Annotated in this window: 27 protein-coding genes; 20 read left to right on the forward strand and 7 right to left on the reverse strand. The window is 72.2% G+C overall.

The genetic code is table 11. The annotated features are described in order from the left end of the window. Positions 1 to 78 precede the first annotated feature (78 nt). From NX794_RS13725 to NX794_RS13775, 11 genes are all read left to right on the forward strand, one after another. The gene (locus NX794_RS13725) at positions 79 to 2880 is read left to right on the forward strand and encodes a DEAD/DEAH box helicase (RefSeq protein WP_258778770.1); all 2802 of its coding nucleotides are present in this window, start codon (positions 79 to 81) and stop codon (positions 2878 to 2880) included. Then, positions 2877 to 4187: an SWIM zinc finger family protein gene (locus NX794_RS13730; RefSeq protein ID WP_258778771.1), complete on the forward strand. Its 1311-nt coding sequence runs from the start codon at positions 2877 to 2879 to the stop codon at positions 4185 to 4187. Before NX794_RS13725 ends, NX794_RS13730 begins: the two co-directional genes overlap by 4 nt. A 190-nt stretch (positions 4188 to 4377) precedes the next feature. Continuing rightward, positions 4378 to 5850 carry an AMP-binding protein gene (locus NX794_RS13735; protein ID WP_309505991.1) on the forward strand — a complete coding sequence of 491 codons (1473 nt, stop codon included), beginning with the start codon at positions 4378 to 4380 and terminating at the stop codon, positions 5848 to 5850. Position 5851: 1 nt separating this feature from the next. Further along, on the forward strand, positions 5852 to 6115 hold the full coding sequence (locus NX794_RS13740) for an acyl carrier protein (protein ID WP_258778772.1): 264 nt from the start codon (positions 5852 to 5854) through the stop codon (positions 6113 to 6115). A 2-nt stretch (positions 6116 to 6117) separates the two neighbouring features. Next, positions 6118 to 7152, forward strand: coding sequence for an anthranilate phosphoribosyltransferase (locus tag NX794_RS13745; protein ID WP_258778773.1), 1035 nt, complete (start codon positions 6118 to 6120; stop codon positions 7150 to 7152). Next, positions 7145 to 7990, forward strand: coding sequence for a tryptophan synthase subunit alpha (gene trpA, locus NX794_RS13750; RefSeq protein ID WP_258778774.1), 846 nt, complete (start codon positions 7145 to 7147; stop codon positions 7988 to 7990). Before NX794_RS13745 ends, trpA begins: the two co-directional genes overlap by 8 nt. Beyond that, positions 7977 to 8351: an ectoine synthase gene (locus NX794_RS13755; RefSeq protein ID WP_258778775.1), complete on the forward strand. Its 375-nt coding sequence runs from the start codon at positions 7977 to 7979 to the stop codon at positions 8349 to 8351. The genes trpA and NX794_RS13755 overlap by 14 nt, the downstream gene beginning before the upstream one ends. After that, positions 8351 to 9490, forward strand: a complete 1140-nt coding sequence (locus NX794_RS13760) for an acyl-CoA dehydrogenase family protein (protein WP_258778776.1) — start codon at positions 8351 to 8353, stop codon at positions 9488 to 9490. The genes NX794_RS13755 and NX794_RS13760 overlap by 1 nt, the downstream gene beginning before the upstream one ends. 48 nt (positions 9491 to 9538) lie before the next feature. Further along, on the forward strand, positions 9539 to 10237 hold the full coding sequence (locus NX794_RS13765; protein WP_258778777.1) for a transglutaminase-like domain-containing protein: 699 nt from the start codon (positions 9539 to 9541) through the stop codon (positions 10235 to 10237). Next, positions 10234 to 10902: a phosphoribosylanthranilate isomerase gene (gene trpF / locus NX794_RS13770; RefSeq protein WP_258778778.1), complete on the forward strand. Its 669-nt coding sequence runs from the start codon at positions 10234 to 10236 to the stop codon at positions 10900 to 10902. Before NX794_RS13765 ends, trpF begins: the two co-directional genes overlap by 4 nt. Then, positions 10899 to 11606 carry a beta/alpha barrel domain-containing protein gene (locus NX794_RS13775; protein ID WP_258778779.1) on the forward strand — a complete coding sequence of 236 codons (708 nt, stop codon included), beginning with the start codon at positions 10899 to 10901 and terminating at the stop codon, positions 11604 to 11606. The genes trpF and NX794_RS13775 overlap by 4 nt, the downstream gene beginning before the upstream one ends. A 7-nt stretch (positions 11607 to 11613) precedes the next feature. Here NX794_RS13775 and NX794_RS13780 read toward each other — a convergent pair whose 3' ends face one another. After that, positions 11614 to 12096, reverse strand: a complete 483-nt coding sequence (locus NX794_RS13780) for a DUF2269 domain-containing protein (protein WP_258778780.1) — start codon at positions 12094 to 12096, stop codon at positions 11614 to 11616. Between the two features lie 255 nt (positions 12097 to 12351). On the opposite strand from NX794_RS13780, the gene NX794_RS13785 reads away from it, so the two are divergent. The 5 genes from NX794_RS13785 (at position 12352) to NX794_RS13805 (ending at position 16607) form a co-directional block, all read left to right on the forward strand. After that, the gene (locus tag NX794_RS13785) at positions 12352 to 13104 is read left to right on the forward strand and encodes a TetR/AcrR family transcriptional regulator (RefSeq protein ID WP_258778781.1); all 753 of its coding nucleotides are present in this window, start codon (positions 12352 to 12354) and stop codon (positions 13102 to 13104) included. Between the two features lie 129 nt (positions 13105 to 13233). Next, positions 13234 to 14118 carry an NAD(P)H-binding protein gene (locus NX794_RS13790; RefSeq protein ID WP_309505994.1) on the forward strand — a complete coding sequence of 295 codons (885 nt, stop codon included), beginning with the start codon at positions 13234 to 13236 and terminating at the stop codon, positions 14116 to 14118. Continuing rightward, on the forward strand, positions 14115 to 15179 hold the full coding sequence (locus NX794_RS13795) for a zinc-binding dehydrogenase (RefSeq protein ID WP_258778783.1): 1065 nt from the start codon (positions 14115 to 14117) through the stop codon (positions 15177 to 15179). Before NX794_RS13790 ends, NX794_RS13795 begins: the two co-directional genes overlap by 4 nt. Positions 15180 to 15246: 67 nt before the next feature. Then, positions 15247 to 15690 carry an ester cyclase gene (locus tag NX794_RS13800; RefSeq protein WP_258778784.1) on the forward strand — a complete coding sequence of 148 codons (444 nt, stop codon included), beginning with the start codon at positions 15247 to 15249 and terminating at the stop codon, positions 15688 to 15690. A gap of 29 nt (positions 15691 to 15719) precedes the next feature. Then, positions 15720 to 16607 (forward strand): MBL fold metallo-hydrolase, encoded by an 888-nt coding sequence (locus NX794_RS13805; protein ID WP_258778854.1) that lies wholly within the window; start codon positions 15720 to 15722, stop codon positions 16605 to 16607. Between the two features lie 95 nt (positions 16608 to 16702). Here NX794_RS13805 and NX794_RS13810 read toward each other — a convergent pair whose 3' ends face one another. Genes NX794_RS13810 through NX794_RS13820 form a run of 3 tightly spaced genes read right to left on the reverse strand, consistent with a single transcriptional unit; the run spans position 16703 to position 18942 of the window. Next, on the reverse strand, positions 16703 to 17641 hold the full coding sequence (locus NX794_RS13810) for an NmrA/HSCARG family protein (protein ID WP_258778785.1): 939 nt from the start codon (positions 17639 to 17641) through the stop codon (positions 16703 to 16705). After that, positions 17638 to 18504: an SDR family oxidoreductase gene (locus NX794_RS13815; RefSeq protein WP_258778786.1), complete on the reverse strand. Its 867-nt coding sequence runs from the start codon at positions 18502 to 18504 to the stop codon at positions 17638 to 17640. The genes NX794_RS13810 and NX794_RS13815 overlap by 4 nt, the downstream gene beginning before the upstream one ends. Positions 18505 to 18507: 3 nt before the next feature. Beyond that, the gene (locus NX794_RS13820) at positions 18508 to 18942 is read right to left on the reverse strand and encodes an ester cyclase (protein WP_258778787.1); all 435 of its coding nucleotides are present in this window, start codon (positions 18940 to 18942) and stop codon (positions 18508 to 18510) included. 213 nt (positions 18943 to 19155) lie between these two features. On the opposite strand from NX794_RS13820, the gene NX794_RS13825 reads away from it, so the two are divergent. Next, positions 19156 to 20016, forward strand: a complete 861-nt coding sequence (locus NX794_RS13825; RefSeq protein ID WP_258778788.1) for a class I SAM-dependent methyltransferase — start codon at positions 19156 to 19158, stop codon at positions 20014 to 20016. Between the two features lie 76 nt (positions 20017 to 20092). Here the strand turns inward: NX794_RS13825 and NX794_RS13830 are convergent, their stop codons facing one another. The 3 genes from NX794_RS13830 to NX794_RS13840 form a co-directional block, all read right to left on the reverse strand. After that, positions 20093 to 20866: an SDR family NAD(P)-dependent oxidoreductase gene (locus NX794_RS13830; protein ID WP_258778789.1), complete on the reverse strand. Its 774-nt coding sequence runs from the start codon at positions 20864 to 20866 to the stop codon at positions 20093 to 20095. Between the two features lie 59 nt (positions 20867 to 20925). Beyond that, a complete protein-coding gene (locus tag NX794_RS13835; RefSeq protein WP_258778790.1) occupies positions 20926 to 21999 on the reverse strand; it encodes a serine hydrolase domain-containing protein in 1074 nt (357 codons plus the stop codon). Between the two features lie 99 nt (positions 22000 to 22098). After that, positions 22099 to 22566 carry a nuclear transport factor 2 family protein gene (locus NX794_RS13840; RefSeq protein WP_258778791.1) on the reverse strand — a complete coding sequence of 156 codons (468 nt, stop codon included), beginning with the start codon at positions 22564 to 22566 and terminating at the stop codon, positions 22099 to 22101. A 167-nt stretch (positions 22567 to 22733) separates the two neighbouring features. Between NX794_RS13840 and fabG the strand changes: the two genes are divergently transcribed. The 3 genes from fabG (at position 22734) to NX794_RS13855 (ending at position 25511) form a co-directional block, all read left to right on the forward strand. Beyond that, entirely contained in the window at positions 22734 to 23519 is a 786-nt protein-coding gene (gene fabG, locus NX794_RS13845) for a 3-oxoacyl-ACP reductase FabG (RefSeq protein ID WP_258778792.1), read from the forward strand. 17 nt (positions 23520 to 23536) lie between these two features. Then, a complete protein-coding gene (locus NX794_RS13850; protein WP_258778793.1) occupies positions 23537 to 24535 on the forward strand; it encodes an aromatase/cyclase in 999 nt (332 codons plus the stop codon). A gap of 154 nt (positions 24536 to 24689) precedes the next feature. Continuing rightward, positions 24690 to 25511, forward strand: a complete 822-nt coding sequence (locus NX794_RS13855; RefSeq protein ID WP_258778794.1) for an AfsR/SARP family transcriptional regulator — start codon at positions 24690 to 24692, stop codon at positions 25509 to 25511. Positions 25512 to 25750: the final 239 nt, after the last annotated feature.

The following is a 25750-nucleotide window of genomic DNA, read 5'->3' on the forward strand; positions in this document are numbered from 1 at the left end:
GTACCGGATCATCGGCAGGAGCGGAAACAGTGGAAAGCGGAGCCCATGGTGTGGATTGCGCGTGAGCATGCCGGACGGATGGCGCGGTATGCGGTCGCGTTCGAGCCGGGTGAACCGGCCCGTACGGGACGGATGGCCTTCTGGGACGCGGCGGGCGGGGAGCCGCCCGCCCTGGCCGGCGCCGCCACGGCGGAGGCCGGGCTCATCACGGCCCGGGGGCGGCGCCCGGTCCCTGTCCTGTGGCTGTCCGTCGGCGACGCGCTGCCCGTCCTGATCACGGCCCGGCGCGAGTACGGCGGCGCCGGGAGCGAGAACGGCGCCGACGCGGTGCACCCGGCGGCTGCCTTCTGGGGCGCCGCCGCCGCGCTGGCGCTCCAGCTGGCCGCCCGCGAACGCCTCCTTCCCGGCGTGTCCGCCGGCGGTTACGACACCTGGCGGGTCGGCCCGTTCGACCCCGAGGACGTGCTGCGGCTGCGCGAGCTGGCCGCCGCCGCGCCGCCCGAGGCCCTGGCCGTGCCCGTCCCCGGGACCGATCTGCTGCCGCCCGCGGACCGGACGGTGCGCGCCTTCCTGGACGCCGTCGCGGACACCCTGCCGCGCACCGCCGCCGCCGAGGCGGCCACCGGCCGGGCCGCGTTCGCCGCCACCGCGCCCCAGCACGTACCGCAACTGCGTACCTGGGCGGAGGAGATCGCGGTCGGCGTCGACACCGGCATACGGGTCTCGCTGTCCGTGCGAGCGGCCGACGGCGCGGACGGCGCACCGGTCGTCCGGCTCGTGCCCCTGGTGTCCGATCTCGCCGACCCGACCGTGGAACTGACCGCCGCCGACCTCTTCGACGGCGCTCCGCACGTCCTGGGACCGGCCGCCCAGGCCGACACCGTCCGCGCCGTGCGCCGTGCCGCCGCCGTATGGGAACCGCTCGCCCGGCTGCTGCCGGTGCCCCGCCGACTCGACCTCACCGACGAGGAGTTGAGCCGGTTGCTGGGCGGCGCGGCGGCCCGGCTGCGGGCGCACGGCGTCGACGTGCGCTGGCCGGAGGCGAACCGGCGGCTGACCGCGCGGGCCGTGGTGGGTACGGACCGCACCGCGCCGGCCGACATGCGCGACTTCCTCGGCGGTGCCGGCACCGTCGACCTGCGCTGGCAGCTCTGCCTCGACGGGGATCCACTGACCGAGGAGGAGACGGCGGCCGTCGCCGGCGCGGGACGGCCGGTGGTACCGGTGCGCGGCGGCTGGGCGTTCGCCGGGCCCGAACTCGCCCGCCGGGCCCGGGATCGCGTGCTGCCCCCGCTCACCGCCGTGGAGGCACTCGCTGTGGCCCTCACCGGGTACGCGGAGATCGGCGGTGAGCAGATCGCCGTCGCCGACGGCCCCTGGCTGAGCGCCCTGCGCGCACTGCTGGCCGACACCGCCGCCGGCGCGCCCGTCGCGCGGCCGGCCGCGCTTGCCGCGACCCTGCGCGACTACCAGTCGCGCGGGCTCGCCTGGCTCGCGCGGATGACCTCGCTCGGCCTCGGCGGCTGCCTCGCCGACGACATGGGTCTCGGCAAGACGGTCCAGCTCATCGCGCTCCACCTGTTCCGCCAGGAGCACGAGGGCAGCCGCGGCCCCACCCTAGTGGTGTGCCCGGCGTCGCTGCTCGGCAACTGGGAGCGGGAGATCCGCAGGTTCGCCCCCGGCACCGCCGTACACCGCTTCCACGGCGCCGGGCGAACCGTCGAGGGCGTGGCCGACGGGTTCGTGCTGACCACCTACGGCACGATGCGCCTGGACGCCGGACTGCTCGGCGGCCACCGCTGGAGCATGGTCGTCGCCGACGAGGCCCAGCACGTGAAGAACGCGTCGTCCGCCACCGCCAGGGCGCTGCGGCTGATCCCCGCGGACGCGCGGGTCGCGCTCACCGGCACCCCCGTGGAGAACAGCCTTTCCGAGCTGTGGGCCCTGCTCGACTGGACCACGCCGGGTCTGCTCGGCACCTACGGCCGCTTCCGGCGCCGGTGGATCACTCCGATCGAGGCCGAGCGATCCGCCGCCGGCGCCGGTGAGGGCCCTGGCGCCACCGCCGCACGGCTCGCCGGTCTCGTCCGGCCGTTCCTGCTGCGCCGCCGCAAGTCCGACCCGGGCGTGGCGCCGGAACTGCCACCGAAGACCGAGACGGACCGGCCGGTCCCGTTGACGCCCGAGCAGACCGCCCTCTACGAGCAGCAGGTGCGTGCCGTCATGGCGGAGATCCGGTCGACCGAGGGGATCGCCCGCAGCGGTCTGGTGCTCAAGCTGCTCACCGGTCTGAAACAGATTTGCAACCATCCCGCGCAGTTCCTCAAGGAGGAGGAGCCGAAGCTGGTCGGCCGCTCCGGCAAACTGGCCCTGCTGGACGAGCTGCTGGACACGATCCTGGCGGAGGACGGCGCGGTACTGGTCTTCACCCAGTACGTCGCGATGGCGCGACTGCTGGAGCGGCACCTCAGCGACCGGGGCGTCCCGGCCCAACTGCTGCACGGCGGGACCCCGTTGCCCCGCCGTGAGGAGATGGTCCGCCGCTTCCAGGACGGCGAGGTGCCCGTCTTCCTGCTGTCGCTGAAGGCGGCCGGCACGGGCCTCAACCTCACCCGCGCCGACCACGTCGTGCACTACGACCGCTGGTGGAACCCGGCCGTCGAGGCACAGGCCACCGACCGGGCCTACCGCATCGGCCAGACGCGGCCGGTGCAGGTACACCGGATGATCGCGGAAGGCACGGTCGAGGACCGGATCGCGGCGCTGATGGAGGCCAAGCGGGAACTGGCCGACGCGGTCGTCGGCAGTGGCGAGCAAGCGCTGAGCCGTCTCGGGAACGACGAGTTGGCGAACCTGGTCGAGCTGAGGAGCGCGGAATGAGCGGCGGACACGACGACCGGGCCCGGGGGTTCGCCGCCTTCCCGGCCCGCAGGGGCGGCCGGGTGCGCGGACAGTCCTGGTGGAGCCGGGCCTGGACGGAGTCGCTGGAGGACGGCTGGCCCGACGAAGAGGTCCTGAAGCAGGGGCGGGTCGTCGCCCGCTCGGGCCGCCTCGGCTCCCTCACCGTCGGCCCGGGACGCGTCGCCGCGAAGGTGTACGACGGCGCCGACGAGCCGTACGCGGTGGTCCTCGGGCTTCCCGAGCTGGACGACGAGCAGTGGGACACCCTCTGGGAGCGGACCGCGGACCGCCCGGCGGAGACCGAGGCGCTGCTCGCCGGGGAGCTGCCGCCGGATCTCCTGGAAGCGGCTGAGGACGCCCGGCTGGGATTGCTGCCGGGCTACGGCGAGTTGGAGCCGGATTGCGGGTGTGACGAACCGGACCATCCGTGCGCGCACGCGGTCGCGCTGGGCTACCAGTTCTCCTGGCTGCTCGACGAGGAACCGCGACTGCTGCTGCTGGTACGGGGCCGGGACTGGCCGACGGCGCTGGAGGAGCTGAAGTCCGTCCTCCTGCTGCGCGCCATGACCGACGGCGCCGAGGACGACCACGGCCCGGACGAGGAGGACACCGGCGGGCAGGCGACCCCCGCCGGTGTCGAGGGAACGGGGCCGGTGGGCGGTCCGGCTGCCGCCGGGACCCCCGCCGACGACGCGTACGCCCGGCCGCCCGCCCCTCTCCCGACACTCCCGCCGCTGCCCGAGCCGCCGGACGACAGCGCCGAGCCGGTCACCGGCATCGCGGCGGACCCGCTGGATCGGCTGGTCACCGACGCCGCCGTACGTGCCCGGGAACTCCTCGCCTACGTCCTCGGATCGGGCGACGAGCCGCCCCGGCCGCTCGACCGGTGGCAGGACACGGTGCGGATCGCCGCCACCCACCCCGACCCCAGGGTGCCCGCGCGGCTGCGAGACGGCTGCGACCGGCGGGACGAGCTGGACCGGGCGGTCGAGGCATGGCGGTGGGGCGGAGCCGCCGGTCTTGAGGTGCTCGAAGAGGTGTGGCAGCCCGAGGGGGCCGAGATGGCCCGGGCCCGCGCGGCGCTCTCGGCCGGCTGGGACGACGACGAGCCACCCGTCGCCGTCGCCCGCGACAACTGCCTGACGCTGCCCGGCCGGGACCTGCAACTGCGGTACGGACGCGACGGCCGCTGGCACCCGTACCGGGATCGATCCGGCACCTGGTGGCCCGCCGGGCCGCCAGTGCGCGACCTCGTCCTGGCGTTCGCCGAACTCCTCGACGGCTGATCCACCGCCCGACGCGTCGACGGTGGCCGGCCCGCCCCTCGCACCGGGGCGGGCCGGCCACCGTCTTGCGTGCGCTCGGTGCCCGCCACCCGCCGAGTCAGGCTCCAACGAGGCTCCAGATGCCGAACTCACCATGAGGGGGACCGCGTTCGCCGGACCAGTGGCCGGACGCGCATCGGAAGGAGGCATCGTGGAGGGCACCACCATCGCGGGGCCGCCGCGTCCGCTCGTCAAGAGTTTCGTGGACCAGGCCCGGCGGACGCCAGAGGCGACCGCCCTGGTCTGGCGGGGGCACTCGGTCGGCTACGGGGCGCTGCTCGCCCGGGCGGAACGGGAACGGGACCGGATGGCCGCACTGCCGGCTGGAGCGCCGGCTGCCCTGCCCGCGGTCAAGTCACCCGGCACCATCGCCCTGATCCTGGGCTGCCTGCTGGCCAGGCGCCCCTTGCTGCTGCCGTCGCCGGCGCTGGGTGCGGACGTCACGGAGCGACTGTACGAGCAGGCGGGGGTGGGTCATGTGCTCGCTCCGGGGCGTCCGCCGGCGGCCCGCCGCTCCCCCACCGTGGACCTCAGCGGGAACGCGTTGCTGCTCACCACCTCCGGGTCCACCGGGCTGCCCAAGATCGTGCCCTTGTCCAGCACCGCGCTGGACCAGTTCGTGACCTGGGCGGCCGGCGCCTTCGGTATCGGTCCCGGCACGACCGTACTCAACTACGCACCGCTCAACTTCGACGTGTGCCTGCTGGACGTGTGGACGACCCTCGCTCGGGGCGGACGGGTCGTCCTGGTCGACGCGGAACGCGTCACCGACGGAGGCCGCCTCCTCGCCCTCGTCGAGCGGGAGCGGCCCGAGGTGGTGCAGTCGGTCCCGATGTTCTACCGACTGCTGGCCGACGCCGCCCGCGCCGGGGGCCGTACGCTCCCGTCCGTCCGGCACGCCGTCTTCACCGGGGACACCATGCCCGTACCGGTCGTGGCCGCGCTGCCGGGCCTGCTGCCTCACGCCCGGCTGTACAACGTCTACGGTTGCACCGAGACCAACGACAGCTTCCTGTACGAACTGCGCGGCACCCCGGACCCGGCGCGCCCGCTCCCGCTCGGGCAGCCGCTGCCCGGTGTGGAGGCCCTGCTCGTCGACGCGGAGGGCCGGGTGCTGGACGGCCCGGGCAGCGGTGAACTGTACGTTTCCACGCCCTTCCAGAGCGAGGGCTACCTCGGCGCGGCCGCCGCCTCCGGCGCGTTCGTGCCGCATCCCGAGGGAGCGGACGACCGCCGCTGGTTCCGCAGCGGCGACCTGGTGCGACGCTCGCCCGACGGCACGCTCACCCTCGTCGGGCGCACCGACTTCCAGGTCAAGATCCTCGGCGTCCGGGTCAATCCGCAGGAGGTCGAGCACCTGCTGCTGGCGCACCCGGACGTCACCGAGGCCGCCGTACGGGCGGTGCCGGACCCGGCGGCCGGGCACACGCTGCGCGCCGTGGCGCGTCGCCGCCCCGGCTCCCGGCTCAACAGCCTTTCACTGCGCGGCCATCTGGCGCAGCGCCTGTCCCGGGCCGCGATCCCCGCGGCCCTGCTGATCACCGACGAGCCGCTGCCCCGGACCGCCACCGGCAAGGTCGACCGGGAGCGCGCCGGACACGTCCACTTCACCGAGGAGAGCTGACATGCCTTACGCCCAGGCCATCAAGGAGTTCGTGGTCGAGGAATTCCTGCCGGACGTCTCTCCGGCGGAACTGGACGCCGACTACGACCTGCTGGCGAACGGGGTGATCGACAGTCTGGGGCTGCTCAAGGTGATCGCCTGGATCGAGGACCGGTACGGGATCGACACCGACACGGTCGAACTGCGGCCGGAGTCGTTCCACACGGTGGCGGCCATCGACGCGTTCGTCACGCGCGCGTCGTACCGGCGGACGAAAGGCGCGTAGCCGTGCACGAAGCCGTCACCACGCTGCTCCGGCGGGAGCGGCCCGTGGAAGCGCCGGTCTGGCGCTCGTTCTGGGACCGGCTGCGCGAGGGCGGCCTGCGGAAGGGAGAGTCGGTGGCCCTGCTCGCCTCCCTGGCCACCCGGGTCCCCGACCGCACCACTCTGACCGGCTTCCTGGACTCACTGTCCGGGCACCGGCCGGCCGAGGTGCCCGACGAGGTGGGTGCGGCGGTCAACATCGTCGGGACCGGCGGGGGCCCACGCACTTTCAACATCTCGACGGCCGCCGCGCTGGTAGCCGCCGCGATGGGCGTCCGGGTCGTGAAGACCGGCTCGCGCGCTTATACGGGCGGGCTCGGCTCGGTCGACCTGCTGGAGCTGCTCGGGGTTCCGCTGACCACGTCGTATGACGAGACGCGCGCGTCCCTGGAGGAGTACGGCATCGCTTTCGCCGGCGCCTTCGTCTACCCGCCCGAACTGGGCCTACTGGCGCGTCACGTGCAACCGCTGGACATCAGGCAGCTCGGCGGTTTCGTCAACGCGTTCGGCCCCTTTCTGGCGCGAATGCCGGCCCAGGCGCAGCTCACCGGCGTCGCGGACGCGCGGCTGGTGACCGGGCTGCGGCATGCCGGCGGGCATCTGGCGCGGGGCGGTGTCCGCTCGGTCTGGCTGTGCACCAACGACGCGGGTGCCGACGAACTGGTGAGCTTCGTGCCGAACCGGGTGTACACCTGCGAGGGCACGTGGGAGGACGAGTTCGTGCTCGATCCGTCCCGGCTCGGGCTGCGTCCGGGCTCGCCGGACGAACTGCGGCCGCGGCCCACCCACCCCGTCGCGCATTTCCATGAGGTGCTGTCCGGGCGTGGCGCGCCGGTCGCGGCGGAGACCGTGGCCCTGAACGCCGCCGCACTGGCGGTGGCCGGCCGGCTCACCGGCGACTGGGGGGCCGCGCTGGACGCGGCTCGTGCGGTGATCCAGGACGGCCGGGCAGTCGGCCTGCTGTGCCGGATGCGGTCGTCGGCGGCTGCCCATGTGTGAGTTCTTCGCCCACCGCGGGCCCGGCCGGCCAGGCATCGCGGTGTTCCTCAACGCCGGTGACCCGCCGCTGGCCACGCTGCCCGACCTTGCCGCCATGCTCGACGAGAGCCAGGTCGACTGCCTCGAACTGGCCGTCCCGTTCCCCGGCTCGGCCACCGACGGCCCTGTCGTCCGGGCCTCCGCCCGCCGGGCGCTGGCTGGCGGCGCCACGTTCCGGAGGGTGCTGGACGCCGTGTCGTCCGTGCGCCCGGGGCTGCGCCGGCTGCGGATCGCGCTGCTCACCGACTGGAGCCACACCGTCCGGGGCACCGCCCCCGCCGACTTCGCCGCCGCCGTCCGTGACGCTGGCTGCGACGGGCTGCTACTGCACGGGGTGCCGCCCCGCCTGCGCGCGGCCCACTACGAGGCCGTGCGCCGCGCGGAGCTCCCGCTCGTCACGACCTGCTATGCCGTCTCCGGCCCCGACGCCGTGGCCGAGGCGGCGGACCTCGCCTCGGCATATGTGTATCTGGTCGCGCACTACGGCCGCAGTGGCACAGCGGCGGCCCTGGACCGGGACCGGCTCGGGGCGGTCCTCGGCACCCTGCGTTCCACCGCGTCGGCGCCCCTGGCCGTCGGCTTCGGCATCAGGACGGCCGACGACATCGCTCGGGTGGAGGCGCTCGGCGCCGACGCCGCCGTGGTCGGCAGCGCAGGGGTGGCCCGCATCGAACGGGCCGGGCTGCTGGGACGCGACCCCGTCAAAGAACTGCACTCCTTCGTACAGGGACTGCGCGCGCCGGTCCGTACCCGCACCGGCCGACCGGAAGAAGGGATCGAAACCCATGATCGTCCGTAAGCTCCAGGAGGTCACCAGTGTCGACTGGGGCAACGGCCTGAGCCGCCGTTTCCTCACCCGGGGCGATGGTGTCGGCTACACGGTCACCGACACCATCGTCCGGGCGGGCACCAAGTCCCGGCTGGAGTACCGCAACCACCTGGAGACCTGCTACTGCATAGCGGGCAGCGGCGAGGTGATCGACACCGCGGGCACCGTCCACCCGATCACGCCCGGCACGCTGTACTCGCTCGACCGGCACGACGCGCACTGGCTCGTCGCGCACCCGGAGGAGGACCTGCGCCTGGTGTGCGTCTTCACCCCCGCCCTGCGCGGCGACGAACGCCACGACCTCGACTCGTCCGGCTACTCCCACTACTGATGATCGAGTGGACCGCGGAACAGCGGGCGCTGCGCGAAGGCCTCGCACCCTGGCTGGAGAAGCTCAACACCGGTCATGTCGCCCGGGACGCGTCCGCCTCGTTCTCGTACGAGAACTGGCGGACACTGGCCGGGACCGGCATCTTCGGGCTGCCGTTCGCGGAGCGATGGGGCGGCCTCGGGCAGTCGCTGCTGACCACCATGTACGTCCTGGAGGGGCTCGGCGAGGGCTGCCGGGACGGCGGGCTGAGCTTCTCGGCCTGCACCCACATGGTGAGCACCGGGGTGCCGTTGCAGCACTTCGGCTCGCCGGACCTGAAGGAGCGGTATCTGCCGCTGATCTGCTCGGGCGAGTGGATCGGCGCCCACGCCATCAGCGAGCCGGACAGTGGTTCGGACGCTCTGGCCATGCGGACCAGGGCAGTGCGGGACGGCGACCACTACGTGCTGAACGGCAGCAAGGCGTTCGTCAGCAACGGGCCGGTCGCCGACCTGTTCACGGTGTACGCCCGGACCGGCGACGGGCCCGGCCCGCTCGGGGTGACCGCGTTCCTGGTGGAGCGCGATACACCGGGGCTTCGGGTCGGTACGCCCGTCGCCAAGCTGGGGCTGCGCACCTCGCCCCTGGGCGAACTGTTCCTCGACGACTGCCGGGTGCCCGCGTCCCACGTCGTCGGGCCGCTCGGCGGCGGTTTCCTGGTGCTCGACCACGTGATGCGGCGGGAGATCCTCTGCTCCTTCGTCATCAACGCGGGCGAGATGCGCCACCGCGTCACCCGCTGTGTGGCGTACGCGCGGACCCGCGAGCAGTTCGGCCGGCCCATCGGGGCCAACCAGGCCGTCTCGCACCGGATCGTGGACATGGAAATCGGGGTGGAGACCGCCCGCCACTGGCTGTACGGCACCGCGGAGCGGCTGGCGGCGGGCGCGAACGTGACCCGGGACATCGCCATGGCCAAGCTCGTCACCAGCGAGGCGAACGTCGCCTCGGCCCTGGCCGCCGTGCAGGTCTTCGGCGGCAGCGGATACCTGGCCGAGTACGGCGTCGAGGCCGGGCTGCGCGACGCGGTCGGTTCCACCCTCTACTCGGGCACCTCCGAGATCCAGCGCAACCGCATCGCGGCCCTGCTCGGCCTGTGACCGGCCGAGCGGGGCCGGCCTTCCGACCCTCGACGGAGAGACTCCCACGTGACGACCCAGCTCCACGGGGACGGCGGCGTGCTGCGCGCCACCGCCTTCCTCGACCACGCGTCGCCCGAGGTCCGCGACTTCGTCGCCGACGCCCTGCCCGCCTCGGCCACCAGCCCGCGCGCCCAGGCGGTCGCGCTCTACTACGCGGTACGCGACCGTGTCCGGTACGAGGTGTACGGGGCGGACCTGTCCCGGGCCGGCCTGCGGGCCAGTTCGGTGGCGCGGACCGGTTCCGGCATGTGCCTGCACAAGTCGGTGCTGTACGCGGCCGGCCTGCGGTCGCTCGGTGTTCCGGCCCGGCTGGTTCTCGGAGACGTACGCAACCACCTGGCCTCCGAGCGGCTCAAGCGGCTGATCGGCGGCGACGTCTTCCACATGCACTGCCTCACCTCGGTCCGTCTGGACGGCCGCTGGGTGCGGGCGACACCCGTGTTCAACAAGGCGCTGTGCCGACTGTACGGGTTGGCGCCGCTGGACTTCGACGGCACGGCGGACAGTTTGCACCACCCCTTCGACCTCCAGGGCCGTCGGCACATGGAGTTCCTGCGGTCTCACGGGGAGTTCGACGACCTGCCCTACGAGCGGGTGATCGGGGAGCTGAAGACCGTCCATCCGCGCCTTTTCAGCGCGGACGGCACCAGGTTCACCGAGGGCTCGCTCGCCGGAGAGGCCGCACCCCTGACGGCCGAGCGGTGATCGTCAAGTTCTGCGGGGCCACGACGGAGAACGAGATCGTGGCGATGGCGGCGGCCGGGGCCGATCTCGTCGGCCTGTGGCATGGTGTGCCGGGCGGCCGTGCGGACCTGCCCGCCGCCCGGCTCGCCGCTCTCGCCGCAGTGGCCCTGACGGGTGGCCGGCTCCGGCCGATGGTGGTCACGTTCTCCTCCGACACCAGGGCGCTGCTGGCGGCGGTGGCGGCGTCCCGCGTGCCGTGCGTGCAGCTGCACGGCTTCCAGCCACCAAGCGTGGTGCGCGCGCTGCGCCGGGACGGGCCGCCGGGCTTGGAGATCGTCAAGGTGCTCCACCTGCGCGCCGGCGTGTGCCTGGAGGAGCGGCTGACCGATGCCTACGAACGAGCCGGCACCGACTACTTCCTGATGGACGCGGTCACCGCCGACGGCCGCCTCGGCAGTACCGCCGAGCCTCTGGCAGACCCTGCGGTGACCGCGCTCGCCGACCGGATCGGCCTGCCGTTCCTGCTGGCGGGGGGTCTGCACGCCGGCAACGCGAACGAGTTCACCCGTGCGCGAGCGCACCCACGCTTCCTCGGCATAGATGTCGACTCGGCGGCACGCGCCGCCGACGGGTTCCTGCGAGCCGACCGAGCGCGAGCGGTCGTGGACGCCTGGAGGACTGTGTGAACACCCCTTTCACCGAAGCGCTGACGGCCGCCGCCCGGCCTCTTGTCATGGAGGTCAAGCTGCGGGACGCCGACGGCCGGGACCTGCTGGGCGGCAGGAGTGTGGCCGAGACGGTCGCACGGTTCGAGACGGCGGGAGCACCGTGTCTCTCGGTGGTCACCGGGCGCTGGTTCGGCGGCACCGAGAACTTGCTGGGCGAGGTCGCCTCCCGGACCTCGCTGCCGCTGCTGCGCAAGGATTTCGTCACCAACGCGCGCCAGTTGGAGCGGACCCGTGAGCTGGGCGCGTCCGCCGTCCTGCTGACCGCGCGGCTGCTGCCGGCCTCAATCCTGGCTCGGCTGACCGACCGTGCCCTGGCACTGGGGCTGACGCCCTTCGTGGAGGTCGCCGACGCGGCGGAGGTGACGCGGGTGGTGCGTGGACCGGAGTGCGTGGTCGCGGTCAACAACAAGGACATCGCCACCCGTGAGCGTCTTCCGGCCGATCCGGCACGTGGCAGGGCTCTGCTGCCGGCGGTGCGCGGCACCGGAACCCGCCACCCGGTCAGCGCGAGCGGCATCACCTCTCCGGCGATGGCGGCCCGCCTGCTGGGCGAGGGCTTCACCGGCCTGCTCATCGGCACCGAGCTGTTGCGGGCCCCGAGTCTGACGGCCTGGTGCGCCGCGTTCGACACCGCGCGGGCCACCAGGCCACAGGTGCGCTGACCGCCCGTCAGCCGCGTCCGCCCGCTGGGCGAGCGCGGCGCCCGCGGGCCGTGCGTCCCCAGGGCTTGTACACGGAAACGACGGCGGCGACAGTGAGCAGGACGAACAGCAGGGGCACGCTCCAGAGCAGGAAGTCCCCGGCCGCGCCCGGCTCCGGGGGGCTGCCGTCGGCCCCGGCCGTCCGCTCGCTGGCCGCCATCACGACCGGGTGGATCACGAACCACGCGAAGACGGTCATGAACAGGGTGATGACCCACTTGACGACGATCCACCAGTGCAGCAGCAGGCCCCACTTGGTGCCGCAGGAGAGCAGGATCCCGGTGACCGCGGCGGTGACGCTGAAGACCGTCACGCTGGTGTCGTCGAAGACGTACATCGCGTAGTAGACGCCCTTGGCGATGGCGGCGTCCCGTGTGGTGTACCCCATGACGGCCAGGACCGCCATGGACAGCGAGAGTCCCACCCAGCCGACCGAGGTCACGACGTGCACGGCCAGGACCAGCTTCCGTGTTCTGCGGCCGAGTTCGAACCTTTTCCTCGCGGGGTGACGCCGGACAGTGCCGGGCCTGCCGGTCGCTGCGGAGGTGGAAGCGGACAAACCTGCGCCTCGCTTTCTGCGGGGGGTCCGGGGCGCGCGCCGACGCGGACACTAACTCTTTACGGCGTAAGGAGAATGCTGGGAAGCGTACAGGATTACCATTCCGCTGTGAGGTCGGGAAGCGGCGGGGCGAACGGAAATGGCCGGATGGATCCGGCCCGCACCCTGGCTCTGCTGTGGCGTGCGGAGCATGAGCCCGTGCGCCCGGCCCGCGGTCCCCGCCAGGGGCTGACGGTCGACCGCATCGTGCGGACCGCGATCGCCGTCGCCGACGCCGACGGGCTGGCCGCCCTCTCGATGCGCAAGGTCGCCGAACCGCTCGGTGTCTCCGCGATGTCGCTCTACACCTATGTGCCGGGGCGTGCCGAGCTGGTCAACTGCATGCTCGACGAGGTGCTCGGTGAAGCGCCCTCGCTGGAGGCCGCCGACGGCTGGCGGCAGGCCCTGGAGCGCTATGCGCGGGGCGGCATGGCCATCGCCCGCCGCCACCCGTGGGTGCCGCCCCTCGTCTCCTCGCGGATGCTCATGGGCCCCAACGAGACCGCCCGGTGGGACGGTGTGCTCGGCGCCCTGTCCGGGGTGGGCCTGCCGGAGCGCGAGATGCTGGCCGTGGTCCACCTGCTCGACGGCTATGTCCGGGGCGCGGCCCAGCAGTCGGCGGACGCCGAGCACGACGCACGGCGCTCCGGGCTCAGCTACGACGAGTGGTACGAGCAGACCGGACCGCTGCTGGAGAAGACGATCTCCGCCGACCGGTATCCGGCCCTCACCCGGGTCTGGCGGTCGGGGGTCTTCGAGGAGCCCGGTGCGGGGCTCGGACCCGACGGGGGTTTCGAGTTCGGCCTGCAGCGGGTGCTCGACGGCATCGAGCGGCGCGTCGCAGACCGCTTCGCCGGCTGATCTCCGGAGCCCCGTGCTCCAGCGAGTCTCAGGGGGCTCTCCAGTCCGGTTTCCCACCCTGGTTCCACAAGGGATGCGGGAGCCTCGCGGGACTGAGGCCGACAGGGCGGAGCAGGCGTGACAGTTCTGGTGACAGGAGCGACAGGATCCGTGGGCCGGCTGGTGACCGGTCACCTGCTCGCCGCGGGCGTACAGGTGCGAGCGCTGACCCGGAACCCGGCCTCGGCCGCGCTGCCGGACGGGGCCGAGGTACGGGAGGGTGATCTGCTGCGGCCGGACACGCTGCGCGCCGCGTTGGACGGCGTGGAGCGCCTCTACCTCTTCCCGGTCCCCGAGACGGCCCGTGCGGTGGTCTCGGCGGCCGAGGAGGCCGGCGTGCGCCGGATCGTCGTCCTCTCTTCGGCCTCCGTGCTGGACACCTCGGGTGACCATCACAGCGCGGAGCACCATCGCGCGGTGGAGCACGCCGTCGAGGAGTCCGGCGTCGAGTGGACCTTCGTGCGCCCCGACGAGTTCGCGTCCAACGTCCTGTGGAAGTGGGGCGAATCCATTCGCACCGAGGGCGTGGCACGCGCTCCCTACGGCGCCGCCCCGCGGGTGCCGGTGCACGAAGCCGATGTGGCCGAAGTGGCCGCTGCCGCGCTGCTGGAGGATGGGCATGCCGGACAGGCGTACGCGCTGACCGGGCCCGAGGTGATCACCCAGGCCGGTCAGGTGCAAGCGATCGCCGAGGCCGTAGGCCGCCCGGTCGCGTTCGAGGAGATCACCCCGGACCAGGCGCGCGAGGAGATGACGGCGGCGATGCCGGCGCCGGTCGTGGAGATGGTGCTGCGGTATCTCACCGATGCCGTCGCGCACCCGCCGGTCCCGGTGGACACCGTGGAGCGCGTCACCGGCCGCCCGGGCAGGACGTTCGCGCGGTGGGCGGCCGACCACGCCGGCGACTTCGCCCCGCGCTCCGCCACGGTGCCCCTCGCGCGGCGCGCTCCGGGTGCCGAGGAGCCCGCCGCATGACCACCGCCGATGTCCCCGAGCCCGTGACGCCGCCCGGAACGGCGGACGACACCAACATCTTCGTCCGCATGACCGGCGGCGGTGACCCTGAACGGCACATCGTCCTCGGTGAGGGCGCACGCCCCACCCCCGGCCGCGGCAACGTCGTCATCCGGGTCGAGGCCGCGGGCGTCTCCTATGCGGAGGTGCAGATGCTCGGTCGGCTGCACCCCTTCCCTCCGGCTTTCCCCTTCGTCCCCGGCTACGATCTGGTCGGACGCGTCGTCGAGACCGGCCCGGGCGTCACCGACCGACGCGTCGGCGAGCGGGTCGCCGCCATGCCCCGCCACGGCGCCTGGGCGCGGTATCTGGAGACACCCGCCCGGACGCTCGTCACCGTTCCGGAGGAACTGGACGCCGCCGCCGCCGTGGCCCTGATCACCAACGGGGTGACGGCCTGGCAGATGCTGCACCGGCTGGCCCGGGTACGCCCCGGTGACACCGTGCTCGTGCACGGCGCCGGGGGCGGCGTCGGCAGTCTGCTCACCCAGCTCGCCGTGCACCACGGGCTGCGCGTCCTCGGCACCGCCTCGCCCGCCAAGCACGACGCGGTCCGCGCGCTGGGCGCGGAGCCTTTCGACTACCGCACGCCGGGCCTGCGGGACGTCGTCCGGAAACGGGCTCCCGAGGGGGTGCGGGCTGTCTTCGACCACGTCGGCGGGCGCGGTCTGGACGACAGCTGGGCCATGCTCGCCTCCGGCGGGACCCTGGTCTCCTACGACTCCTCCGTCGCGGGCTACGAGCCCGGCCAGTGGTTTCGCCCGCATGTCCCGGCGTTGCGGCGCACCGTGCGCCACTGGGTCGCACGGCGCCTCGGGCTCACCCGCGGCCGGCGTATGTCCATGTACTACGTCAAGCCCGGCGAACGCTTCGGCGCCGACCTCGCCACGCTGTTCCGGCTGGCCGCCGAGGGCGTGCTGCGGCCGGAGATCGCGGCACGCCACCCCCTGGACGGGGCCGCGGCCGCGGTGCGCGCCCTGCTGGAAGGCCGCACCGTCGGCAAGCACGTCCTGCTGCCCTGAACCACCGGCCTGAACCACCGGTCGAACCCCGACCGCCTCGACTCACCCGTTCGGAAAGGAACCCGGCATGTCCGCAACTCTGACCGAGAAGTCCGCCCAGAAGCGCAACAAGGAACTCGCCCTCTCCATGGTCGCGAGCTGGAACCGCTGGGAGCTCCAGGGCATCATCAAGCACTGGGCTCCGGACATCCGGCACTTCTCCGAGGACCGCCCGGTGTCCTCGAAGGCCATGGTCCGGGCGATGGAGGGCGGCCTCGCCGCCTTCCCCGACCTGCACCTGGACGTCAAGAGCATCGTCGCCGAGGGGGACCGCGTCTGCCTGCGGATCACCGTGACGGCCAGCCACGGGGGCGAGTTCCTCGGCAAGGCCGCCAGCGGCACCGAGGTGACCTGGTACATGCTGGAGGAACTCCGCTTCAACGACGCGGGCCAGGTGATCGAACACTACGACGTCTTCAACTACCTGCCCATGCTCAAGAAGCTGGGTCTGGCCCGGGAAGACGTGCTGTGAGCCACGTGGCCCGGACCGCCGCGCCGCACATGGTCGACGTCGCCGACGGGGTCTACGCCTATGTGCAGCCGGACGGTGGCTGGTGCCTCAACAACGCCGGCCTCGTGGTCGGCGACGGCGGCGAGAGCCTGCTGGTGGACACCGCGGCCACCGAGTCGCGCGCCCGGCTGCTGCGTACCGAGGTGCTGCGGCGGTCGGGCGCCCCGCCGCGCACCCTGGTGAACACCCATTTCCACGGCGACCACACCTTCGGCAACTCGCACTTCCCCGAAGCGCTGATCATCGCCCAGGAGCGCACCCGGACCGAGATGGCCGCGTCCGGACTGCACCTCACCGGCCTGTGGCCCGACGTGCACTGGGGGGACCTGGAACTGGTCCTGCCCCAGCTCGTCTACCGGGACTCACTGACGTTGCACGTGGGCGGGGTGCGTGTCGACCTCATCACCCTGGGACCGGCCCACACCACGGCCGACACCGCCGTCTGGCTGCCCGAACGGCGTGTTCTGTTCACCGGCGACCTGGTGATGTCCGGCGTCACGCCGTTCTGTCTGATGGGGTCGGTCTCCGGGTCGCTGCGAGCCATGCGGCGGTTGCGCGCCCTCGGGGCCGAGACGGTCGTTCCCGGCCACGGCCCGGTCGGCGGCCCCGAACTGATCGACGCGAACGAGGCGTATTTCCGCTGGCTCGACGAAGAGGCCCGGCGGGGCGTCGCGGCCGGCCTGACCCCGCTCCGGCTCGCCCGTTCGACCGGGCCTGGGCCGTTCGACGGCCTGCTCGACTCCGAGCGGCTGGTGCCGAACCTGCACCGGGGCTATGCGGAGGTGCGCGGAGCGGCGCCCGGCAGCCCTCTCGACGTCGGCGCGCTCTTCGAGGAGATGTCGCTCTTCCATGGCGGACTCCCCGACTGCCGAGCGTGATCAGCGGGAACTCGGGAGGTGCTCCACCCACCTGATTCCCCGCACGACGGCGGTGCCGCGGACAGGCCGAACGCCTGCCCGCGGCACCGCCGTCGCTATCCGATGTCGACGCTTTCGAGGTACGTCGTGAAGTCCCGGAGCCCCGGGTGCTCGGCACGCAGCGCGGGAATGTCCGCTCGGTAGCCGTGCCGCTGGAACCACTCGAACATCAGGGCGATCTCCGGTGCGTTGGGGAGGTGCGGGCTGGCCGCGACCGCGTCCAACGGGAGTTCCTCGAAGCGGGCCGGCGAACCGGTGCGCCGGGCGAACGCCTCGGCCACCTCGGTCGCCGTCAGCTCGTCTCCGGCCAGCTCCATCGACCGACTCAGATACTCCTGCGGTCGTTCGAACGCCTCCGCGGCGAAGTATGCGATGTCGTCGACGGCGATGAACTGGACGCGGGTGTTCGGCCGCAGGGCGAGCCGCACCACCAGTACGCCGTCCTCCCGGGGCACGCCGTGGGCGGCGAAGTTGTCCATGAAGAACGCCGGACGCAGCACCGTGTGCGGCACTCCCAGCTCGGCGAGATACCGCTCGATACCCCGCTTCGAGTCGAAGTGCGGCACGCCGCTGTGCCGTTCGGCGCCGCCGACCGAGCTGTAGACCACGTGGGCCACACCGGCCGCCAGAGCCGCCCGGGCCACGGCACGCCCTTGGCGAACCTCGCCGCCGAGACCAGCCGGCGTCATGAAGGTCTGCACCGAGAAGACCCCCCGCACGCCGTCCATCGCGCGCCGCAGCGACGCCTCGTCGTCCAGGTCGCCACGGCGCAGGGTCGCACCGAGCGCCGCGAGCCTGCGGGCCGCCGGTGCGTCCGGATCCCGCACCAGCGCCCTCGTGTCCCGGCCCCGGCGTAGGAGTTCACGCGCCACGGCGCCGCCCTGGAGGCCGGTGGCGCCCGTGACCAGGACCGGTCCGGTCTCTCCCGCCGCTTCGGGTCTCCGAGCGGCCGGCGCGCCCTTGTGTCCTCCGGGCGGCCTCCCGGCCTCGTTCATACGGCACTCCCCTTCGATCGCTCCGGTGTGAACAGCGCCGCGTTCTCCACGGCCCACCGCCGGTACGGGCGCGGCTCGCGCCCCGTGAGATCGCGCACGGCGGTCGTCGGCTTCGCCCAAGGCACCTGGGGGCTGTGCAGCGCGGCGACGTTGGTCACGGCGGCCGGGCGGTCCCCGGTGATCGCGGTGAACTCCTCCACCACCTCCTCGGCGGGTGCCACCGAGAAGGTCAGCTCCCGGCCCAGCACGTCGCCGAGAACGCGCGCCTGCTCGCGCGAGGTGAGTGTCTCCGGACCGGTGAGCAGGTACGACCGGCCCTCGTGCCCGTCCTGGGTGAGCGCCACGACGGCGACCGAGGCGATGTCGTACTCGTCGACGGGCGCCCCGGGGTTGTTCCCGATCCAGCAGCGCACCGAGCCCTGTTCCCGCACCGTCCGGCTCCACCAGGACGTGTTGGCGTGAAACGGGCCGGGGCGCAGGAAGGTCCAGGCCCCACCGGACCGCCGGACCGCCTCCTCCGCGGCCCGGTGTTCGTCCGCGATGCCGTGCGGCAGCGGATGCCGGACGCTCGCCGACGACAGCAGCACGATCCGGCCGGTGCCCGCCCTGCGAACGGCCTCCGCGATGTTGGCCGCCTCGACCGCCATGTCGCCGGCGAGGACGACGAGCACCGCCGAGACGCCGGTGAACGCCTCGCCGAGTGAGGTGGGATCGGCCGGGCTGCCCGCGACGACGTCGACTTCCGGGGGCAGTTCGGCGTCCTGGGGTCTGCGGCTCAGCGCGCGGACGTCGTGACCGAGCCCGAGCAACTGCCGGATGGCCTCGCGGCCGACCTTGCCGGTGGCTCCGGTGATCAGGATCATCGGTCAGGCCCGCCAACCGCTGGGCTCGGGCCACGGCGAGCCGAGCTGCCGGTAGGTGCCCTGGTAGTCGGGCCAGTCGCGGTGGTCGCGGATCCGTCCGTCGACGAAGCGGATCAGATGGATCTGCTCACCCGAGAAAACCCGCCCGGTCGGGGCCATGCCCACGAGTTCGCCGACGTGCCGCCCGTAGAGCACGAGGTGGGCGCGGACCCAGTCGCCGCGTTCCTCGATGCGTACCTCTTCGAGGCGGGCCTCCTCGGAGAACGTCGCCCGCAGCCAGGTGACGGCCATGGCGAAGGACTCCGGCCCCCGCAGATCCATGTGTTCCAGCGCCGCCGGATTCAGATATTCCGGGTGTATGTACTCGGCGACATCCTCGGTGAGACCGGTGTTGTACGCCCTCACCATGCGACGCACGGTATTCAATTGACCGCTCATCTCATTCCTTCCGACGGCATGGTCTTTGCCTGCAATCCTGCGGCAGTGAATTGCCCTGAGCAAGCCCCGAATTCCGCGCCGCACCCTTGGTCGAAAATGATTCGAGCGAACTTCGAAGAATTCTCCACCGGCCGTCCAGTGGCCCCCGTGGCCGGGCCCGGACGATGAACTCAGCCCCTTTCTGCCGTACGAGACCGGAGAGAACGAGTGACGATGGACTCTGCCGCTTACAAATCGAAAGTCACCGACGCCTTCAACGAGGCCGCGGCCGTCTACGACCGGATGGGTGTCGAGTTCTTCACGCCCATGGGCCGCCGGCTCGTCGAACGGGCCGCACCGCGGCCTGGCGAGCGGGTGCTCGACATCGGGTGTGGCCTCGGCGCGACGCTGCTGCCCGCCGCCCGGCTGATCGGTCCGGCGGGCCATGCCCTCGGCATCGACATCGCCCCGGCGATGGTCGCGGAGGCCCGGCGCGAGGCCCGGCGGCAGGGCATCGGCAACATGGAGGTGCGCGTGATGGACGGTGAGCACCCTGACCTGCCGCCCCGGCTGTTCGACCTGATCCTCGGCAGCTACAGCGTGATCTTCCTGCCGGACGCGCGGGCCGCGCTCGCCCGCTTCGCACGGCTGCTGGCCGACGGCGGCCGGATCGCCTTCACCAGCCCGGTCTTCACCCGGGACACGTTTCCCTTCCTGCCGCCGATGTTCACCGAGCTGATTCCGCTGGACCTGCTGCGGCACCTGCCGGAGTCCTGGCACCCGGAGCGGCTGCACCGCCAGTTGCACTCCTGGCTGGAGCATCCGGCCGACTTGGCGGCGGCCCTGGAGCAGGCGGGGTTCACCGACGTGGAGACCGTCGACGAGCCGGTGCGGATGACCGCGGCCTCCGGCACGGCGTGGGTCGACTGGTCGCACACCCAGGGCATGCGCCTGCTGTGGCAGCACCTGCCCGACGAGCAGGCCGCAGACCTGCGGGCCCGCCTCGTCACCGCGCTGGACGCGCTGCGCGACGACGACGGTCCGGTGCGCATCGAGGTACCGGTGCGGTACGTCACCGCGAGGGTCGCCCGCTGACCGAGCGAGTGTGAGAGCGGAGGGCCGGGACGGTCCCGGTCCTCCGCTCTCACGCGCCCTGCCGCCCCGGCTCTCCTCAGGTCACCGAGAGCGCGCCGTCCACAGCCAGTACGGCGCCGTTGACGTACGCGGCGGCCGGCCGGGTCAGCTGGACGATCCACCAGGCGACGTCCTCGGGGCGGCCCACCCGGCCCGCCGGGATCCGCCCGGCCATCCGCGTGAGGAACGCCTCGTACGCCTCGGGAGGCATTCCCGCCCGCACACCGACACCGGTGTCGACCACACCGGGGGCGACACCGACACAGCGGATACCGCGCGGGGCGAGTTCCACGGCCCAGGTGCGGGTGAGGAAGTCGAGGGCCGCCTTGGCCATGCCGTACACGGAGTTCTCCGGCCAGGCCCGGCGACCGAGCGAGCCCGCCGAGCTGACGTTCACCACCGTGCCCTCGGTGGCCTCCAGCGCGTCCAGCGCGCTCTGGGTCAGGAAGACCGGGCCGATCAGGTTCGTGCCCAACTGTGCCTCGACGGCGGCCCGGTCGAGACCGTGCAGCGACTCGAACCCGGCGACGGCCGCGTTGTTGACCAGGACGTCGATCCGCCCGAACTCCCGCAGGGCCGCCGCGACGATCTCCTCCGCGGCCTCGGGGGCCCGCAGGTCGGCGGTGAGGCAGCGGATGCCGTCGTACCCGTCGGCGGTCGCCCGCAGAGTATGCGCCGAGCGGCCGACGACCAGCACGCGCGCCCCGTCCTCGTGGAAGGCGCGCGCCGTGGCGCGGCCGATCCCGGTGCCGCCGCCGGTGACGACGACGGCCCGCGCCTCGCCGCCGGCCACGGTGTCACGGTTCGCCATGGGCCGGACTCCTTTCCGGCGCCGGGCCCCTGGCCCGGAACAGGGAGAGCACGCCGGCCTCAGTGGCAGACCGCGGTGTTGACGCCCCGGATGACGGCTTGCTCCGCCTCCTTGGTGAAGTCCGCGCCGAGAGTGATCGACAACTGGACCCTGATGCCCAGGTCCCGGGTGGTCGCCGCGAACGTGGCGTACCCTGGGATACCCGCGCCGTGCCCCCACAGGTCGAGTCCGCCGTCGTTCTGGAGCTTCATCAGTCCGAGGCCGTAACCGATGCCCATCGGCAGGTCCTTGATCATCTCGCCGGGCAGCGGAGTGGTCATCTCCTCGAACTCCGGTTCGGCGAGCAGTTCCCCGCCGAACAGAGCGACCAGGAACCGGTCCAGGTCCGCCGTGGTCGAGATGATCTCTCCCGCGCAGCCGGCCTCGGAGGGGTTCATCAGCGTGACGTCCTCGGTACGGCCGGCGATCTGCATGTAACCGTGGGCGTGCGGCCCGGGGATCTCGGGGGCGTCGCCCGGCAGCGTGGTCTCCTTCAGCCCGAGCGGCTCCAGGATCCGTTCGCGGATCTCGTCACGGTACGAGCGGCCGGTCACCTTCCCGATGAGCAGGCCGATGACGAAGTAGTTGGTGTTGCAGTAGGCGAACTCCTTCCCCGGCTCGAACTCCAGCGGCTTGGCGGCCGCGATGGCGATCAGGTTCTCCGGCTCGTAGTGGTTGTAGCGGTCGCGCAGGAAGCGGTCGCCCGGCTTCTGGAAGGAGTCGGCGTAGTTGTACAGGCCGCTGGTGTGCTGGAGCAGATTGCGGACGGTGATCCGCCCGCCTTCCGGCAGCAGCCCGGGGAGGTAGCTCTCCACGGTGCGGTCCAAGTCGATCCGGCCCTCGGCGACGAGTTGCAGCACCACCACGGAGACGAACGGCTTGGTGATGCATGAGATCCGGAAGCGGCCGTCCTCGGGCACCGGCCGGTCGGTGCCCAGTTCCGCCACGCCGGACGTGACGGTGAACGTGTGCTCCCTTCGGGTGACCCGGAACTGCACGCCTGCGGCGCCCAGTTCGACGAGACGGTCGGCCGCGCGCTGGACCGCCTCCTTGTGGGCCGAGACCTCCGGAGTAGCGATGGTCGGCTGTGACATGTCGGCACATCCCTGTGTCGTGTGGCGGTTGGTTGCTTTCCCGCGGGCAAGCCTGGCCACCCGCGATGGAGGCCCGCACGCGAGCCGCTTGAGCGCCGCTCAGGCGAGGTCGTCGCGGGTCACCCGGCGGGAGGCGACCTGGAGTCCGCCGGGCACGCGGACCAGCACGTCGTCGCAGACGCACACCCGGTGCACCCGTGACTCGCCACCGACCGGGGACGCGTACACGATGGCGTACGAACGCACGTGGATCGTGCCGTCCGACTGCCCGGCGACGTCGAACATGCCGACGAAGTGGCGGTGCCGTATGCCGCTCGCCGCCAGTTCGGCCGCGGTGCGTCCGGTGGCCGCGGCCAGGGCGGCGCGGCCGGCCACCGGCTCGGGCAGCGTCGGCACCTCGAAGGTGGCGTCCTCGGTGAAGGTGGCGGCCCACCGGTCGCACTCACCGAGGTCGAGCAACTGCATCTGGTGGGCGTAGAACTGCTGCACCCGCGCGTACAGGGCGGTGAACGCCTCCGCGTCCCGCGGCCGGACGGCGGCTCGGGCGGTGGTCGACTGCGTGGTCATGGGTTCCTCCGTCACCTCGTTGTCCCACGTTTCGCGCCATGGTCCGGGACCCGGGTCGAGCGGGCTTCGAGGCCGCCTTGAGCACCGCGCCTCAAGCGATCTTCTTGTGGGGTTCAAGCGGACGGGGACACGGTCGAAGCCGCCATCGCCGCACGGGAGGTAGACGGATGACGACAGTGACGAACCCGGTCGCCCTGGTCACCGGGGGTACGAGTGGCATCGGCCTCGCCGTGGCCCGGGACCTGGGGCGCCGGGGAAACCGCGTTTTTCTCTGCGCCCGTGACGGGGACACGGTCCGGCGGACCGTCGAGGAACTGCGCGAGGAGGGCCTGGACGCGGCGGGCGCGGAGGCCGACGTGCGCTCCGCCGACTCGGTGGCGACCCTCGTCCGCTCCGTGGTCGACACCTTCGGCCCGGTCAATGTCCTGGTCAACAACGCGGGACGCAGTGGGGGCGGCCCGACGGCCGCCCTCGCGGACGAGCTCTGGTACGACGTCATCGACACCAACCTCAACAGCGTCTTCCTGGTGACCCGCGCCGCGCTGACCACGGGCGGTCTGGCGGACGCCGGTTACGGCAGGATCGTCAACATCGCCTCGACAGCCGGGAAACAGGGCGTGTTGCTGGGAGCCCCCTACTCCGCCTCGAAGCACGGTGTCGTCGGCTTCACCAAGGCACTGGGCAAGGAACTGGCCCCGGCCGGCATCACCGTCAACGCCGTCTGCCCTGGTTATGTCGAGACCCCCATGGCCGAGCGGGTCCGCCAGGGCTACGCGGCGGCCTGGGGCACGACACAGGACGATGTACGGGAGCGGTTCGAGGCGAAGATCCCGCTCGGGCGCTACTCGACCCCCGAGGAGGTCGCGGGGCTCGTCGGCTATCTGACCACTGAACACGCCGCCTCCATCACGGCGCAGGCGCTCAATGTCTGCGGTGGCCTGGGCAACTTCTGAACCGAAAGGGGCGGCGAATGCCTGCCGAACGAGTACACCGCACCCGACACGAGATCGAGTTGGCCGCGCCCGCGCACGTGGTCTACGGGATCATCTCCGACGCGGCCGACTGGCCGCTGTACTTCCCGCCGAACATTCACGTGGAGCAACTCGACTCCGACGGGCGGCGGGAGCGGTTGCGTATGTGGGCCACGGCCAACGGCGCGACCAAGTCATGGACCTCGCGGCGTTACCTCGACCCCGGAAAACGGCGGATCGAGTTCCGGCAGGAGCGGTCCGCGGCACCGGTGGAGTCCATGGGCGGCACCTGGATCGTCGAGCCGCGCGGAGCGGCCGAGTCGAGACTGGTTCTGCTGCACGACTTCACCGTGCGGGGTGACTCGGCGGACGACGTGGCGTGGGTGGAGCGGGCGACCGACACCAACAGCCGTACGGAGCTGGCGAGTCTGAAGGAGCTGGCCGAGCGCTGGACGCGGCTGACCGACCTGGTGCTGTCCTTCGAGGACTCCGTCCGGGTCGACGGCCCCGCCGAGCGGGTCTACGGGTTCCTCCACCGGGTTCACGAGTGGCCGGACCTCGTCCCGCACGTGTCCCGGCTGACCGTGGTGGAGGACGAACCGGGGATCCAGACGATGTCGATGGACACCCGCACCTCGGACGGCTCCACGCACACCACCGAATCGGTCCGCGTGTGCTTTCCGCACGCCGGACGCATCGTCTACAAGCAGACGGTGACGCCCGCCTTGATGGCTGCCCACGTCGGCGAGTGGCGGGTCGTCCCCGACGCGTCGGGCGTGACGGTCACCTCCCGTCACGGTGTGGTGCTGCGCGAGGAGAACATCCGGCGGGTGCTCGGCGAGGGCGCCGGCCTCGCCGAGGCCCGCCGGTATGTACGCGAGGCGCTCGGCCGCAACAGCACCGCGACTCTCAACCTCGCGAAGGAACACGCCGAGAAAGCCGAGAAATACACAGAGAGTGCGACTAGGAGTGAGATCTCCGAAATAAGGCCGACCTAAGGATTTGAGGAAGTACAGCCGGGGTTCGGTAACAGAAAAGACCGAACCCATGAAATCCAAGCATCAAAGGCGCGGGTGGACTACTGTGATGCTATGACGAATCCTTGACTCGGATTTGGCTCGACGCAACAGCGCGGAGAGACGGGGAGAGATTGTGGAAATCCAGCTTCTGGGCCCCTTAGGGGCGACCATACGAGGAGAATCGATCGTCCCGACGGCGGGGAAGCCGCGGCAGGTTCTTGCCCTGCTGGCTTTGCACCCCGGCAGGATTCTGCCGGTGTCGACCCTCATGGACGAGATCTGGGGAACCGAACCGCCCGCGAGCGCGCTGACCACGCTCCAGACGTACGTTCTCCAGCTCCGCCGGCGCCTGGGCACGGCCATGGGGCCGGACGCGTCGGACTCGGTGAAGGACGTGCTCGCGACCCGGCACGGCGGTTACGTCCTCCAGGTCGAGCCGGCCTGCACCGACGTACGCGAGTACGAGCGGCTGGCTGCCTGCGCCCAGAGCGCCTTCGAGCAGAACCGGGACGAGCAGGCTTCCGCGACCTTCCGCAAAGCGCTGTCCCTGTGGCAGGGCCCGGCGCTCGTCGACGTACCCGTCGGGCCGGTCCTGGAGATCGAGGTCATGCGACTGCAAGAGTCCCGCCTGGTCACCACGGAGCGGCGGATCGACGCCGACCTGCGGCTGGGCAAGCACTCCCAGCTGATCGCCGAGCTGTTCGACCTGGTCTCCCGCCACCCCCATCACGAGGGCCTGCACTCCCAGGCGATGGTCGCCCTCTATCGCTCCGGCCGCCAGGCGTCCGCCCTGGGCGTCTATCGCGCTCTGCGCACCCGCCTGATCGAGGAACTCGGCGTGGAACCCTCACCGCAACTGCAACGGCTCCATCAGGCCATCCTCACCGTCGACAGCCGCCTCGACGTCCTCGCCGACGAACGTCGGGGTTCCACCTTCGACCTGTACGCGGCCTGATCACACCAGCGCGACCTCTACACCAGACGGTCCTGGTGCAGAGGTCGCCGCAGGTCGCTCCCCAGCGGGTCGACAGGGCTTCGACGAGGAGCAGCGGGGACGCGGGTCCACCACCTCGACGCGGAGGGCCGGATCCTCATTCCGCGTTCATGTGACTCAGCGTGGCCATCTTTCTCTACGCTGACCAGCAACGGTATCGGTACTCAGCGTCACTGTCCGGTCGCTGTCCGGCCGTGTCC

The sequence above is a fragment of the Streptomyces pyxinicus genome (assembly GCF_024753135.1).
Classification (GTDB): domain Bacteria; phylum Actinomycetota; class Actinomycetes; order Streptomycetales; family Streptomycetaceae; genus Streptomyces; species Streptomyces pyxinicus.